15 protein-coding genes are annotated in these 13,827 nt (G+C 58.7%); 8 read left to right on the plus strand and 7 right to left on the minus strand.

The window, feature by feature from the left end:
- Position 1 precedes the first annotated feature (1 nt).
- The 3 genes from HF931_RS02120 to HF931_RS02130 form a co-directional block, all read right to left on the minus strand.
- Positions 2-805, minus strand: a complete 804-nt coding sequence (locus HF931_RS02120; RefSeq protein WP_273241681.1) for a S1/P1 nuclease — start codon at positions 803-805, stop codon at positions 2-4.
- Positions 806-893: 88 nt separating this feature from the next.
- Entirely contained in the window at positions 894-1,730 is an 837-nt protein-coding gene (locus HF931_RS02125; protein ID WP_273014011.1) for a ribokinase, read from the minus strand.
- On the minus strand, positions 1,727-2,650 hold the full coding sequence (locus tag HF931_RS02130) for a nucleoside hydrolase (RefSeq protein WP_273241682.1): 924 nt from the start codon (positions 2,648-2,650) through the stop codon (positions 1,727-1,729). Before HF931_RS02130 ends, HF931_RS02125 begins: the two co-directional genes overlap by 4 nt.
- A gap of 85 nt (positions 2,651-2,735) precedes the next feature.
- On the opposite strand from HF931_RS02130, the gene cdd reads away from it, so the two are divergent.
- Positions 2,736-3,143: a cytidine deaminase gene (gene cdd, locus HF931_RS02135; protein WP_272983660.1), complete on the plus strand. Its 408-nt coding sequence runs from the start codon at positions 2,736-2,738 to the stop codon at positions 3,141-3,143.
- On the opposite strand, the gene HF931_RS02140 is transcribed toward cdd, so the two are convergent.
- Positions 3,140-3,697 (minus strand): acyl-CoA thioesterase, encoded by a 558-nt coding sequence (locus HF931_RS02140; protein ID WP_051602827.1) that lies wholly within the window; start codon positions 3,695-3,697, stop codon positions 3,140-3,142. The genes cdd and HF931_RS02140 overlap by 4 nt on opposite strands.
- A gap of 289 nt (positions 3,698-3,986) precedes the next feature.
- The gene (locus HF931_RS02145) at positions 3,987-5,159 is read right to left on the minus strand and encodes a hypothetical protein (protein ID WP_273241683.1); all 1,173 of its coding nucleotides are present in this window, start codon (positions 5,157-5,159) and stop codon (positions 3,987-3,989) included.
- Positions 5,160-5,381: 222 nt separating this feature from the next.
- Here HF931_RS02145 and HF931_RS02150 point away from each other — a divergent pair, with 222 nt between their 5' ends.
- Together HF931_RS02150 and HF931_RS02155 are read left to right on the plus strand one after the other, a co-directional pair.
- The gene (locus HF931_RS02150) at positions 5,382-6,275 is read left to right on the plus strand and encodes a stearoyl-CoA 9-desaturase (RefSeq protein WP_035554272.1); all 894 of its coding nucleotides are present in this window, start codon (positions 5,382-5,384) and stop codon (positions 6,273-6,275) included.
- Between the two features lie 197 nt (positions 6,276-6,472).
- Complete coding sequence (locus HF931_RS02155; protein ID WP_273241684.1) at positions 6,473-7,234, plus strand: vWA domain-containing protein; 762 nt, start codon at positions 6,473-6,475, stop codon at positions 7,232-7,234.
- Positions 7,235-7,346: 112 nt separating this feature from the next.
- Here the strand turns inward: HF931_RS02155 and HF931_RS02160 are convergent, their stop codons facing one another.
- Complete coding sequence (locus HF931_RS02160; protein ID WP_273241685.1) at positions 7,347-8,126, minus strand: SDR family NAD(P)-dependent oxidoreductase; 780 nt, start codon at positions 8,124-8,126, stop codon at positions 7,347-7,349.
- Positions 8,127-8,191: 65 nt separating this feature from the next.
- Between HF931_RS02160 and HF931_RS02165 the strand changes: the two genes are divergently transcribed.
- Positions 8,192-8,593, plus strand: a complete 402-nt coding sequence (locus HF931_RS02165) for a YkvA family protein (RefSeq protein ID WP_273241686.1) — start codon at positions 8,192-8,194, stop codon at positions 8,591-8,593.
- Positions 8,594-8,597: 4 nt separating this feature from the next.
- On the plus strand, positions 8,598-9,251 hold the full coding sequence (locus tag HF931_RS02170; RefSeq protein ID WP_273241688.1) for a lysoplasmalogenase: 654 nt from the start codon (positions 8,598-8,600) through the stop codon (positions 9,249-9,251).
- Here the strand turns inward: HF931_RS02170 and HF931_RS02175 are convergent.
- On the minus strand, positions 9,248-10,129 hold the full coding sequence (locus HF931_RS02175) for a TauD/TfdA dioxygenase family protein (RefSeq protein ID WP_273241689.1): 882 nt from the start codon (positions 10,127-10,129) through the stop codon (positions 9,248-9,250). The genes HF931_RS02170 and HF931_RS02175 overlap by 4 nt on opposite strands.
- Positions 10,130-10,219: 90 nt before the next feature.
- Between HF931_RS02175 and HF931_RS02180 the strand changes: the two genes are divergently transcribed.
- From HF931_RS02180 to HF931_RS02190, 3 genes are all read left to right on the plus strand, one after another.
- On the plus strand, positions 10,220-11,383 hold the full coding sequence (locus HF931_RS02180; RefSeq protein WP_273014019.1) for a phosphoserine transaminase: 1,164 nt from the start codon (positions 10,220-10,222) through the stop codon (positions 11,381-11,383).
- A 95-nt stretch (positions 11,384-11,478) separates the two neighbouring features.
- Positions 11,479-13,074, plus strand: a complete 1,596-nt coding sequence (gene serA / locus HF931_RS02185; protein ID WP_273241690.1) for a phosphoglycerate dehydrogenase — start codon at positions 11,479-11,481, stop codon at positions 13,072-13,074.
- A gap of 114 nt (positions 13,075-13,188) precedes the next feature.
- Positions 13,189-13,776: a flavodoxin family protein gene (locus tag HF931_RS02190; RefSeq protein ID WP_273241691.1), complete on the plus strand. Its 588-nt coding sequence runs from the start codon at positions 13,189-13,191 to the stop codon at positions 13,774-13,776.
- Positions 13,777-13,827 lie beyond the last annotated feature (51 nt).

A 13,827-nucleotide genomic window follows, 5' to 3' on the forward strand; every position in this document is an offset into this window, starting at 1 on the left:
CCTAGTTTGTGCCTGATGCGTCAGTCGGCGCAGGATCGAACATCCCATTCAGATAGGCCGCCAAGCGCACTCCGCCTTTGCTCATCTGCTCGTTGAGGATCGGCCGCGCCATATAAGCGTAGTCATAAGACAGGATTTCCGACTCCGGATAAATCGTGTCGCGAATAGCAGCGCTTTCATCGGCCCATTGCGCAGGGGTCGCTTTCCCCCATTCACCGAGATCTGCCGGTGTGATCTTCTGGATCAGCCAATTCGCCCATTCCGAATAAGACAATTCTTCATACTGGATCAGCTTCTCATCCCAGACTTCATGGAGATTGGACATCTCTTCAAAGAAGACGACGTCGACCCAGTTGCCGCCCCGGTCCTTGCCATTTCCAGCATGAAGAGGCTGCTGCAAATCACCGACAAGGTGCACAATGAAGCGCAGCGCAAGTTGACGGTCTTCCAGACTTGCACCCTCATCCATCGCGATCGCCCGGAATTTGGTGAGCGCCGTAATCGCATCCCCAGCCTCTGGCGGGGTCGTCTCTGTATAGCGCATCCCCTCGGGTATCGTCACATAGTGCCAGGGATTAGCTTCAGATCGCCAGAAAGCGTCTGGATGGGAGCGCATGTAATCCGCCCAGTCAGAAGCCTCGGCGAGCCCCTCCGGTCCCAGAATATCCTCAACAGCCTGCGCGGCCGGCTCGCTAAGGTATTCCGTGGCAACTTCACCCACAATCCGATGACCGGTTTTTCCCCACGCCGACGCCGGCAGAGCCAATGCGGCGAGAGAACAAGCGAGCGCGATTGTGCGAAACATGGGAATACCTCCAGATCGGAAACAGGACACCAGAAAGCCCTAGCGCCGAGATACGTCAACCACGTGACGCGCCATGCCTTCTATCTCTTCAGAGATAGGGCTGAAGCTCTGCGCGCTTTGGTAGGCTTGGCTGGGCTCCGGGGCGGGTACATGCCACCGCGCCAGCCGCCACCGCAAAAGCAAGCGCGGCTTCAGGAGATTTTCCTTCAATCATTGCAACCGTCAACGCAGCGGTAAACGTGTCGCCTGCCCCGACCGTATCGACGACCGTCACTTTTGGCGCAGCAACTCGCGCGATTTCCTGTCCACCGCGCCAGAGAGCCGCGCCATCTCCGCCAAGTGAGATCGCGATATAGGCATCAAGCTTGTGCAAGGCATCGCCGTAGAACGCAGCTTCGGTTTCGTTCACGCTGATCAGGTCAGCCTCCGCGAGTAAAGCGTCCGGCACGTGCATGGCAGGCGCAAGGTTCAGGCTAACAAAGCCTGTCGCCCTTCGAGCTGCTGCGAGCAGAGTTTCCGCGCGAACCTCCAGCACACCCATCATATGTTCGATGGGTATTTGCGCGACATCGTCCGGACGAAGCACATCATTTGCACCGGGGCAAACAACAATCTGGTTTTCGCCATCGCGAGACACCGCAATCAAAGCCACACCTGTCGTCTCACCATTCACGTGCTGAACGTTGGACAGGTCTACTCCGCCTGACTGCAGGAGTTTCAAAGCTTCATCGGCCATATCATCTGCGCCGACTGCGCCGACAAGCTGCACATTCGCGCCGAGGCGGCGCGCGGCCAAAGCCTGGTTTGCGCCTTTCCCGCCGGGATGGCGGGCGAGCTTTGCGCCGGTCACCGTTTCTCCCGGTCGAGGCAGCGCGGAGCCGGTCGCAACGATGTCAAGATTGATCGATCCGACGACGGTTATCATACACGCTCCATCAAACTGACGAGAAGGTCAAAGAAGCCATCCGCATCCGCGTGGCTGATCCAGGTGTGCGGCCCCGACTCCATCTTCCGAGGCCGTGTCTGACCAAACTGCTCCCCCACTTCGGTCTCGACCGAAACCTTGGCGCGATAGCCACTGAAAAGTTCGGGGGCCAGCATAAAGCCAATTGTAGACGGATCATGCATCGGCGTGCGCTTACCCTTCCACTTCTCTTCCAGAACGTTCGCCGCTTCCAGAAGACGCACCATGATCTTTGGTCGTTCGCCTGGTATGTCCCGCAGGCGATCTACATACTGATCATGCGCGCGCACCTGATGGGTAGCATCCAGAGGAAGCAGTATCGCGGGCACACCGCTGCTCAGTACGATTTCCGCCGCATGCGGATCGGCAAAGACGTTGAACTCCGCAAAGGGCGTGATGTTGCCGCCCTCACTGTCTGCACCGCCCATGATCACCAATTGCCGGATATGGTGCGCGATGTCAGGCGCCATGACCAGCGCTGTCGCCACATTGGTCATCGGCCCGGTGATGATGATCGAAATTTCATTCGGCCCGGCCGCCCGAAGAGTGCTGATCAGGGCGTTGACGGCATGAGACGAACCAAGAGGGGTTTCCGGTTCGAATGGGTCGAGACCCGCTATGCCGCTCTCGCCGTGAAAATCCTCAGCCGTTACAGGCAGTCGCAGTATGGGCCTCGGGCATCCGGCAAAGACAGGTACGTCCTCGCGTCCCATCAGATCGCACATCATCCGTGCATTCCGGCTGGTCAGATGCAGCGGAACATTACCAGCGACCGTTGTGATGGCCCGCACATCCAGCGCAGGGCTGGCCAGCGCCATCATCAACATGACGGCATCATCCACGCCGGGATCGCAGTCAATTATCAGGGGAAGAGTGGACATCAGGCTCCGCAACACAGGCTATCGAGTGACAAAACAGACGACAATGCCTAAGCATGAAGCCTGCCCTTGGCCAGAGGATTGTTCCGTGACTGACGCTCAAATCCCCCTGAAAGACAGAATGAAATCGGCGGCTATTGCGGCACGCGAGAACGCGCATGCGCCTTATTCCCGGTTCAAGGTCGGTGCAGCCGTACTGGATGATCAGGGACGGATTTTTGCGGGATGCAACATGGAGAATGCTGCCTATCCGCTCGGCACCTGCGCCGAGGCGGTGGCGCTGGGTGCGATGATCGCAGCTGGTGGAAAGACCTGTTCGCATGTGCTGATCGTTGGCGGAGATGGTGATCTGTCACCATGCGGCGGCTGTCGTCAGCGTATCGCTGAATTGTGCACATCTGATTGTGTCGTATCCGCGGTATCGGCCGACGGAGCCATACTCAAGGAATGGAAGATGGCAGACCTTCTGCCACATGCGTTCGAATTTGACCGTTAGTCCTGCTTGGAAGCTTGTTCTGCGTCCCGCTCGCGGTCTTTGGCCTGCAAATCTGCAATCGCATCAAGATAACGCTGGCTGAGCGGCGGGCTCGTCAGGTCCAGCCCCATCGCCTCCAGCGCCATATCCGTTGTCACTTTTTGTCGCCGCCGACCGACAAGGCGCGCCACCATGCGACTTTCCGCAATCAGCTTTCCCTTGCTGTGAAACCGGTGACGGAAGCAGATATAGCAATCCTCCCACCCGACGAGTTGCGTTGTCAGTTCGAATTTCTGCGGAAACTTCATCATTCGATAGAATGTGATGGATTCATGCTGGACGATCGGGCTCCAGCCTCGCTTTCGATACGTCATCAGCGCACCGGTCCGGCCCATATAGTTCATTGTGCCAAGATCAGTGAAAGACGAATAGCGCGAATTGGTCATGTGACCGAGCGGATCCTGGTCCCCGATCCAGACCGAAGACCGGATCGTGTGCACATCCATCAGCCCAGTGCGCTTCTTCGTGAAGAACGCCGGTAGGAATATGCGGAGGAACCGGAAGAACAGATTCATACAACAACTCTCTGCCCGCATTATGGAGCATAAGGTAACCAGACTCTTTCAGCGTCGATGGCTGGTCGCGCGGTGACAGTATCCCTCCGGAATACTCCGCCGCTTGTCAGTCATTCAGCTGGACAGGAGAGCATCCGCAAGACGCGGGCCAGAATTGTAGTAAATATTGTAGGAAGCACGAAAAAAGCCGGCACATTCTGTGCCGACTTAGTTCAGATGGAGAAGCACCAGAGCGTTGCTTCACCGACTCTATGCATCAGATCCAAAATCGTTCGAATTTTTGTTGCGATTATGAGTTAACGCTATCAGCTGCCGCGTTAACGTGGTTGCGCCCGTACAGTATCAGCAGGGCAACCAGCCCGATTGACGTGCCCTGACTGGAAAAAAGCTCCAGCATCAATGCGAAGAACCAGCCCGGAATGGAGGTGCGCGTTTGGGCCTCAACAAGGATGTCGCCGCTGCCTGTGCCAAGCAATTCTGCATTGGCTGCATCAATCCGCGCCTGCAGGTCATCGCGGCGACGGGCAAGGCCAAGTTCGTTCTGCGCATCACGATAGGGTTTCTGATGCGTACGCCCCACGCGTTCAACTTCCGCCAGATATGCCTCCAGCCCCTCAACCGAGCGCGTCTCAGGGGGAATCCCCTCCAATTGTCGCCGCCAATCGGTGATCTGCATTTCCAGCACGTCCCGATTTGATCCAGCCTGTACCAATTCGGCTTCGGCTGCGCGATTATTGGCAGCAATATACATTTGCGTGCCGACGATGGACGTGCCGCCCCCCGCCAGGGCGAACAGAAGGGCACGAATGCCTTCCTTCATCCGGCCATTGGCAGAGTGCCAATAGAAGAAGGTAAATCCGCCAAAGGAGATGACCGCGGCAATCACACCGGTCCAGCCCCAGACGCCAGACTGCAATGGGTCGGCGACCGAGCTGGAAAAGGCCTGATAGTTCGCAAAGCCCGACAGCCCAGCCGCAGCCAGACCAGCGCCAAGAAACACAAGCGCCAGTAAAGTGATGATGATCTTCTCGCCGGTGTGGCGCCCCTGCCGCGCTGCCTTGCGCGCCGCTTTGGCCTCTCGTCGTATCTCGCCCTGTGATCGGACACGCTGCCCCTCCCCCAAATGCACCACTCTGGGCTCGGTCTTCACGACTGCGCGGGTGGCGCGGATAGGGGCGACAGAATAATCTGTATCAACAATGTCCCGAACCACGGGCGAAGAAGCGGGCTCTCCCGTCTCAAGCGCGCGAACCAATTCCCGGAACGAACCCGACGCGCCACAATTGCTGCAACTGAATTGCTCACTGACCTGGTTGAGGGTCAGGCTGTTGTCTCCTGCCTCGATGCAATCCTGCGTCAGGCGGCATGTGCTTTTTACCTCTGCCTCATCCTGACTGGAATCAAGATCGAGCCCGAGTTCCCGGAGCCGTTGCAAGTCAAATTGGCGACGATCGTCCGCCATGCAGCGCCTCCTACAGGTTCCCGGCACATGTTCCCCACGTGTTCTAGCCAATCCGAGGCCGGTTCGTCACCCCCACACCACACGTATCGATAACGTTTGCGCCAGCGATGTTGTTACACCTTTACGAGGGTGGCCCCGTGACCTTAAGTCTTTGGCAATCCGCATTGCCGGACACTTCTATAAAACACGGCCCGCCTCAGGCGGGTTCACTGGAGGAACTCAATGACGCTGCCCCGCTCGCTCGCCATTCCAAAGACATGGAAAAATTTCAATTATGCGAGCTTTTTCTCGGCCTTCGGTTATCCCGCGCTTGGCTTGGCCCTGTTCATCACCATGATCGTGCTGGGCCTCGCCCTGACGCAGCTGACCTTCCATTGGTGGTACATTCCATTGGCCGTTGCCGTAATCGGCGCGTCGATCTTTGTCTGTAATGCTGGCATCGGGCCGCTTCACCGCATCCTGCAGCACCGGGCCGGCGAACTGGCCATGCCGGGCCAGATTGTCACCATGATCAATCTCGTGATCGCCATGCAGGGCAATGTGAAGGATTGGGTGAATTATCACTCGCAGCATCACCGCTTCTCCGACAAGCCGGGCGACCCGCACAACCCCTTCGAGTCCAAGCGCTGGGCGTGGGTTGGCTGGATCCTGTGGCGCGACAAGAAGGACACACAGCGCCCGCTGGCCATGTGGTTGAAGAACCAGCCAGCCGTCGTCTGGATGGACCGCTTCTATAATGAGATCAGCCTGGTGGTGCACCTCGTCATCCCGGCGGCGATCTATCTCGTCGTATGGGCCGCCGGTGGCTCGCTCCTGCTGACCGCGCTGATCCATGCCTCGGTCGTGATCGGTCGCGCCATTCAGTTCCACGCCACCGTTTATGGCATCAATGTGCTCGGCCACCTGAAGACTCCGCTCTGGGCTGATCACGTCATCGGGTTGCTCACCGGCGGGGAAGCCTTCCACGATCATCACCACGACCAGCCGGTCAGTGCGCTGCACCGCCCGCGCCGCGGCCTGTGGAACCGGATTGTCGATTATAACGGCACCATCCTGCTCGCTATGGAAAAGATCGGCTGGGTGCGAAATCTGAAGATCGCGCCACAATTCGCCTGATCAATCCTATCAACATCGGGAGACGCTGGCTGCTGAAAATGAACAGTCAGTCATATTAACCGGGTGCGGACCATCATTCGCACCCGATTACCTTCCTAACAACGCGTTAATGCCACATGTGTGCCTGATTTCGCCCAGACATTGATCTACATCAGGCCGGGTGGCCAGATCGTTGATTACTGGGAAGGGACGCACGCATGAAAAAGCTCATCACCACGCTCGCCGCTGGCGCAGCCGCCATCTCCTTGATGGGACAGGCTTCCGCCAAGATACCCGCACCGGAACCCGAAGATGATCCGAGGGCGGTGCATTCCTACATCCTGCTGGACCGAACCGGCTCCATGAGCAGCATCTGGGATGAAGCGCTCACTTCTGTAAACGCCTACGCCGCCAGCGTTGGCGAAGCCGACGAGGGAGAGATCGAAGGCGATGACATCAAGACAGATGTCACGCTCGCCATATTCGACTATCAGGATGGCATGCAGTTTGACGTGCTGCGCGACAAGGTGACGGCAGAAAACTGGACTAACGTCACAAACGACGAAGCCAATCCACGCGGCATGACCCCCCTGTTCGATGCCATCGGACGCATCGTCTCCCGAGCCGAGGCAGACAATCCTGAAAAGGCCGTGATCGTCATCATGACCGATGGCCTTGAGAATTCTTCCCGTGAACTGACCAAGGATGGCGCAAAAGCTGCGCTCGATCGCGCCGAGGCCAAGGGTTGGGAAGTCGTTTTCCTGGGCGCAGAATTCGCCCGGTTCGATGATGCAGAGGCCGTCGGCGTATCTGCATCCAAGACCATGGCCGTCGGACAGGGCTCAATGAGAGAGTCCATGTCTGCGCTCGCGAAGAAGTCGCGGGCCTATGGCAAGGGAGAAGAAGCGGAAATCATCTTCGATGAAGAAGATCGTGCGATTGCTGATGAGGAAGGCGTGAAACAACGCAAGGGACAGTAACGGGGACGACCGGGAGCCGGGCTCCCTGTCTTCCTCGCGGCCCGCTTCCATTAAAAAGGCCCGCCCCTTTTCGGGAGCGGGCCTTGAAGCGTTCCTGAAAGGCTTTGGCCGATCAGCGCGGCGACATGCGGATCGCGCCGTCGAGGCGGACGTCTTCACCGTTGAAGTAGCCGTTCTTGATCATTTCGCAGGCGAGCGAGGCATACTCGTCCGGATTACCAAGACGGGCCGGGTTCGGCACGGAAGCGGCCAGCGCCTGTTTCACATTGTCCGGTGCGCCCTGCATCAGCGGCGTGTCGAAGATGCCCGGCAGGATCGTGTTCACACGGATCAGTTCACGCGACAGGTCACGTGCAATCGGCAGAGTCATGCCAACCACGCCGCCCTTGGAGGCAGAGTAAGCAGCCTGACCCATCTGTCCGTCTTCAGCCGCGACAGATGCGGTGTTCACAATCGCGCCGCGCTCACCTTCGATCGGGTCCAGTGTCATCATGCCAGCGGCAGATTTGGCGATGCAACGGAAGGTACCTACCAGATTGATCTGGATAATCAGGTCAAACTTATCGAGCGGGAAATGCTTGATCTCGCCGGTTTCCTTGTTGCGGCTGGCGGTCTTGATCGCGTTGCCGGTGCCCGCGCAGTTCACAAGGATACGCTCCTGGCCGTTTGCCGCGCGAGCCTTTTCAAAGCCGGCATCAACAGACGCCTCATCGGTGACGTTCACTTTGCAGAAAACGCCGCCAAGCTCGCTGGCGAGAGCTTCACCTTTTTCTTCGTTCAGGTCGAACAGGGCAACTTTGACGCCTTGTGCGGCCAGTTTGCGGGCTGTCGCTGCGCCGAGACCAGACGCACCGCCGGTGATGACTGCAGAGATGTTAGAGTTCAGTTCCATGGGCTGCTGCCCTCCCTTGTTTTTGTTGATACACTACTGGTCTATAGTGCTGACAGGAGTTCGCAATGTCTGACGCAGCGGAAATAATAAACATGGTGCAGGACGCCGATGGCAGGTTCACGCCGCAATCGGTGGAGCGTATGGAGCGCGGCGCGAAAGGCCTCGTACCGAAATTGCTGAAAGTCGCCGGAAAGATACCGTTTGCGGATGACCTAGCGGCAGCCTATTTCGCAGCGCGCGATCCGGACACGCCACTCAAGGCAAAAGGCGTTCTGTTTGCGGCGGCGGCCTATTTCGTGATGCCAATCGATCTGATGCCGGATTTCCTGGCCGGGCTTGGCTTTACGGACGACGCAACCGTGCTCGCCACAGCGCTCGGCATTGTGGGCATGCATGTGAAGGACGTGCATCGCGGAATGGCGCGCCGCCTGCTGCGCATGCCCGAACCAGTCAGTCGCGAAGACTGATCCAGTGACACTCTCAACCGGCGTCCTGCTCGCATCGATCGCTCTCGGCGTCCTGTACGGCGTCGCGTTCTGCTGGCGTCCGCACAGCCTGCTCAAACTGATTGTGAAAACCGGCTCTACCGCCCTGCTCGCGCTGTGGGCATATTTGCTTGGCGGCCCGGTCCTGCTGGTGGCTGGGCTGGCTTTGAGCTCTCTTGGCGATTTCTTCCTTGAGGCTGATGAGAACGACAAATTCCTGCTGCCCGGCATGGCTGCATTCTTCGCGGCGCATGTCGCCTATATTGTGCTGTTCTGGGCCCTGCCACAGGCAGATCGGACGCTCTTGATCCTCGCCGCACAGATTGGCCTCATCGCCTGCGGCGTCGTCTTTATCCGCTGGCTCGCGCCGTGGGTAACGAAAGACATGCGCTTTCCGGTGATCGGATACGGCGCGATCATCCTGATGATGGGCGCAGCGGCACTCCGGCTAGACCCCACCTATCTTCCCGTGCTTCTGGGCGCGCTCATGTTCATCGCGTCAGATGTGATCCTGTCGTTTCAATTGTTTGTCAGACCAGCAGATGCACCGAAACGCGCCCTGCCCTCCATCGCGCTCTGGTTTCTCTATTATGGGGGTCAGGCGCTGATCGCCTGGGGCGTGCTCCGCAACCTCGCCTAGCGGGGCCGATCGCCATTGACCGTGGCGCGGCGCATATGCCGACGATGGCCGTGATAATCATTCAGCGCGTAGTGCCAGACACAGCGATTGTCCCACATGGTCACATCGCCCGCCTGCCAGCGCACGCGGCATGTATTGCGCTCCTCGCGCGACAGGTCGAACAGATAGGTCAGCAAAGGGCGGCTCTCTTTCCGGCTCCAGCCAGCAAAACGCAGCGTGAAGGCCGGATTGACGAACAGCCCCTTGCGGCCAGTTTGCGGATGGGTGCGGATCACAGGATGTTCGAATTCCGGCGCATCGGGCGCTGATTTCGCGTCCATCGACTGGCGCACCGCCGCCGAATAGCCATCGGCGCCGTATTCCTTGCTGGCCGTATGGATGGCCGTCATGCCCTCCAGCGTCTTCTTCAACCCGTCAGACAGGCGGTCGTAGGCGGCCTGTTGGTCAGCAAACAGCGTGTCCCCACCATAGGGCGGCACTTCGATGGCGTGCAGCACAGAGCCAAGGGCAGGCTCCTCCAGAAAGCTCATGTCGGAATGCCAGCCGCCGCCGAAATTGGTTTTCTCGTCCGGTTCCTTGATGATTTCCAGCAGCTCCGGATGGCCGTCCATGCCCTTCACATACGGGTGTATATTCAGCGTGCCGAACCGCCGCGCGAAATCCTTCTGCTGGTCCGGCGTCAGCCCGTTCTGGCCGCGCAAAACGATCACCTTGTGATCGAGAAACGCCTGATGGATCTCATCGAACTCGGCATTCGACAGGCCGCTGAGAAGGTCTGCCCCGAAGATTTCGGCGCCGAGAGTGCCCGACAATGGCTGAATGGTCAGGGTCATGCGCTCTACTGAACCACCGACCTGCACACGACGCAATATTGTCATTTGCGCCCGCCAAGGAAATGTGAGACAGACGCGGCGGGCCAGGCGCCCCCAACGGCGCTCAGCCTATCTGTGAGGATAGGAGTAAAACAGATGACCGATGTCGCCAAACCCGGCGTGCTGCCAGCATGCCCGCATTTTTCTTCCGGACCGACCGCAAAGCGCCCCGGATTTTCCCTTCAAAATCTTGAAACCGCCGCCTTGGGCCGTTCGCACCGCTCTGCCGATGCGAAGAAGAAGCTGAAAGCCGCGATCGATCGCACGAAAAGCATTCTGGGCATTCCGGATGATTATCGCGTGGCCATCGTGCCGGCGTCCGATACGGGCGCGGTCGAGATGTGCATGTGGTCCATGCTGGGCGCAAAGCCTGTGGACGTGTTCGCCTGGGAAAGCTTTGGCCAGGACTGGGTTACCGACGCGACCAAGCAATTGAAGCTTGCTGACTGCAACACCTATATCGGCGATTACGGCGAGTTGCCGCCTTTCGAAAAGGCACGCGACGATGCCGACATCATCTTCACATGGAACGGCACCACGTCCGGCGTGCGCGTGCGCAATGCCGACTGGATCAAGCCAAACCCGGACCGTGTCGTGATATGCGACGCGACCTCTGCTGCCTTTGCACAGGACATCGAATGGGAAAAGCTCGATGTCATCACCTATTCCTGGCAGAAATGCCTGGGCGGTGAAGCAGCTCACGGGATGTTGATCCTGTCACCGAACGCCGTCCGCCGTCTGGAAACCTACACGCCAGACCGCCCGCTGCCGAAAATCTTCCGCATGACCAAGGGCGGAAAGTTGAACGAAGACCTGTTCCAGGGCGCAACAATCAACACGCCCTCCATGCTATGCGTGGAAGACTATCTTCAGGCGCTCGACTGGTGCGAGAGCCTTGGTGGCTGGACGGGCATGAAGGCTCGCTCCGATGAGAGCCTTGCCCATCTGACGGACTGGGTCGCGAAAACCGACTGGATCGATTTCCTCTGTCCGGATGCGGATCTTCGTTCGAACACAGGCGTTACACTGACAATCACGGATTCGCGCGTTGCCGGTCTGGACGAAGCGGGCCAGCGTGCCTTCGTCAAGGCGATGATGAAACGGCTCGAAGCTGAGAACGCATGCTATGACGCTGCCGGTTACGCCAAGGCCCCTCCGGGACTGCGCATCTGGTGTGGCGGCTCTGTTGAGCCATCCGACGTCGCCAAGCTGACACCGTGGCTCGACTGGGCCTTCGCTCAAGAAGTCGCGGCACTGTAAGGCCACGTCCAGACTTGCTTTTCCTGCCCTCTCTCATCCTCGGCCCTGCTGAGGATGGGGGACGCAGCCCTCAATGCTCATGAAGAGACAGACACATGACCAAAGTCCTGATCGCTGACAAACTCAGCCCCGCCGCCGTCGATATTTTCAAGGCGCGCGGAATCGAAACCGACATCAAGGTTGGCCTTTCAAAAGAAGAGCTGATCGAGATCATTCCACAATATGACGGCCTTGCCGTTCGTTCTGCCTGTAAACCGGATGCAGACGTCATTGCCGCCGCTGACAATCTGAAAGTCATTGGCCGCGCCGGAATTGGTGTCGACAATATCGACATCAAAGCCGCCACCGCCAAAGGCGTGGTGGTCATGAACACGCCATTCGGCAACGCCATCACGACGGCAGAACACGCCATCGCCATGATGTTTGCTGCAGCCCGCCAGATCCCGGCCGCCAATGCTCGCACACAAGCTGGCGAATGGCCGAAGAAAGACTTCATGGGAACGGAAGTTTCCTACAAGACACTTGGTCTGATCGGTTGCGGCAATATCGGCAGCCGCGTTGCCGAGCGCGCCATTGGCCTGAAGATGAAAGTGGCCGCATATGACCCGTTCCTGACGGAAGAGCGCGCCGTTGAACTGGGCGTTGAAAAGGTCGAGCTTGAAGAATTGCTCGCCCGCGCAGATGTCATCACGCTGCACGTTCCGCTTACAGATCAAACCCGCAATGTCCTGTCCCGAGAGGCGCTTGAGAAAACCAAGATGGGCGTCATCCTCGTCAATTGTGCTCGGGGCGGCCTGGTCGACGAGCTCGCGGTGAAAGATTTGCTGGAAAGCGGCCATATCTCTGCTGCAGCCTTCGACGTATTCGCCGAGGAACCGGCGAAAGAGCACGCCCTGTTTGGCACGCCAAACTTCATCGCTACGCCGCACCTTGGCGCGGCGACGACTGAAGCACAGGAAAACGTCGCCCTTCAGGTGGCGGAGCAAATGGCCGACTATCTGCTTTCCGGCGCGGTCACGAATGCGCTGAACATGCCGTCCATCACCGCTGAGGAAGCCCCGCGCATCAAGCCGTTCGCAACGCTGGCCGAAAAAATTGGCAGCTTCGCCGGTCAGATCTCTGACTTCGGCTATGACGAAGTCGTCATCGAGTATGAAGGCGAAGTGGCTGACCTGAACCGCAAGCCGCTGACGGCCGCCCTGCTCGCAGGTCTGCTGCGTGCCTCCCGCGGCGATGTGAACATGGTCTCCGCCCCGGCCATACTGGCCGATAGCGGCGTCAAGCTGACCGAAACGAAGACTGAGGACAGCCCGGTCTATGACAGCCTGATCCGCATCAAGGTGAAAACCAAAGCGACCAAGAACGCCCCCGAAGGCGGCTGGCGGACACTGGCCGGCACGATCATCGCCGGACAGCCGCGCATCGTCGAAGTGAAGGGCATGGCGCTGGAAGGCGACTTCTCGCCGGTCATGCTCTACATCAACAATCTGGACACGCCGGGCTTCATCGGTGCGCTGGGCCAGATGCTGGGCGAAGCCAACATCAACATCGCCACTTTCCATCTCGGCCGCACAGCTGCTGGAGAAGAAGCGATCGCGCTCGTCGGAGTAGACGCTGTTCCGCCAACCGACATGATCGAGAAGCTCGATGCGCTGCCGCAAGTTCGTTATGCGAAAGCGCTGACATTCTAAGCCAGAGCGGCGCGTTTCATACGCGCAGCGCATAGATACTATGCTTCAAGGGCGGGCTGATCGGCGGATCGGCCCGCCCTATCTGCTCCTTTCAACACGCAAAGGAGTTCTCAAATGGCCAAGATCGCCATCGTTTGTCATTCAGGCTACGGCCATACAGCCAAGGTCGCCGAACACGTCCGGAAAGGCGCTGCCAGCACCGGTGCGGAGGTCACGCTCTACAAAGCCGAAGATCTCGCCTCCCCCGAATCAGGCCCCTGGAATGAGCTGAACGCCGCAGATGGCATCATTTTCGGTGCGCCGACCTATATGGGCTCGGCCTCTGCCCAGATGAAACAATTCCTCGATGCCACTTCCAAGGCATGGTTCACCGACGCCTGGAAAGACAAGATTGCTGCTGGTTTCACCAATTCCGGTTCGCTCGCAGGTGACAAATCCAGCACGCTGAACCAATTCTCCACCATCGCCGCCCAGCATGGCATGGTCTGGGTGAATTTCGGTTTGAAATCAGGATTCAACGCCTCCGGACACGACTTCGCCGGCGCCCTGAACCGTGCCGGCTTCTATAATGGCCTTGCTACCCAGGCGATGACTGACCTGTCCGCTGAGGAAGGCCCCGACGCCTCAGACCTGAAGACAGCCGAGCTGTTTGGCGAGCGTGTCGCAAATGCCACCCTGCGCTGGGTTCGCGGCGCAGCCTGACGGAACGGAGTTGACGGCGCGGCGTTCGCTCCCTTCATTGGGGAAAATTAC

The organism is Hyphomonas atlantica corrig. (assembly GCF_017795365.1).
In the GTDB taxonomy this organism is placed as follows: domain Bacteria; phylum Pseudomonadota; class Alphaproteobacteria; order Caulobacterales; family Hyphomonadaceae; genus Hyphomonas; species Hyphomonas atlantica.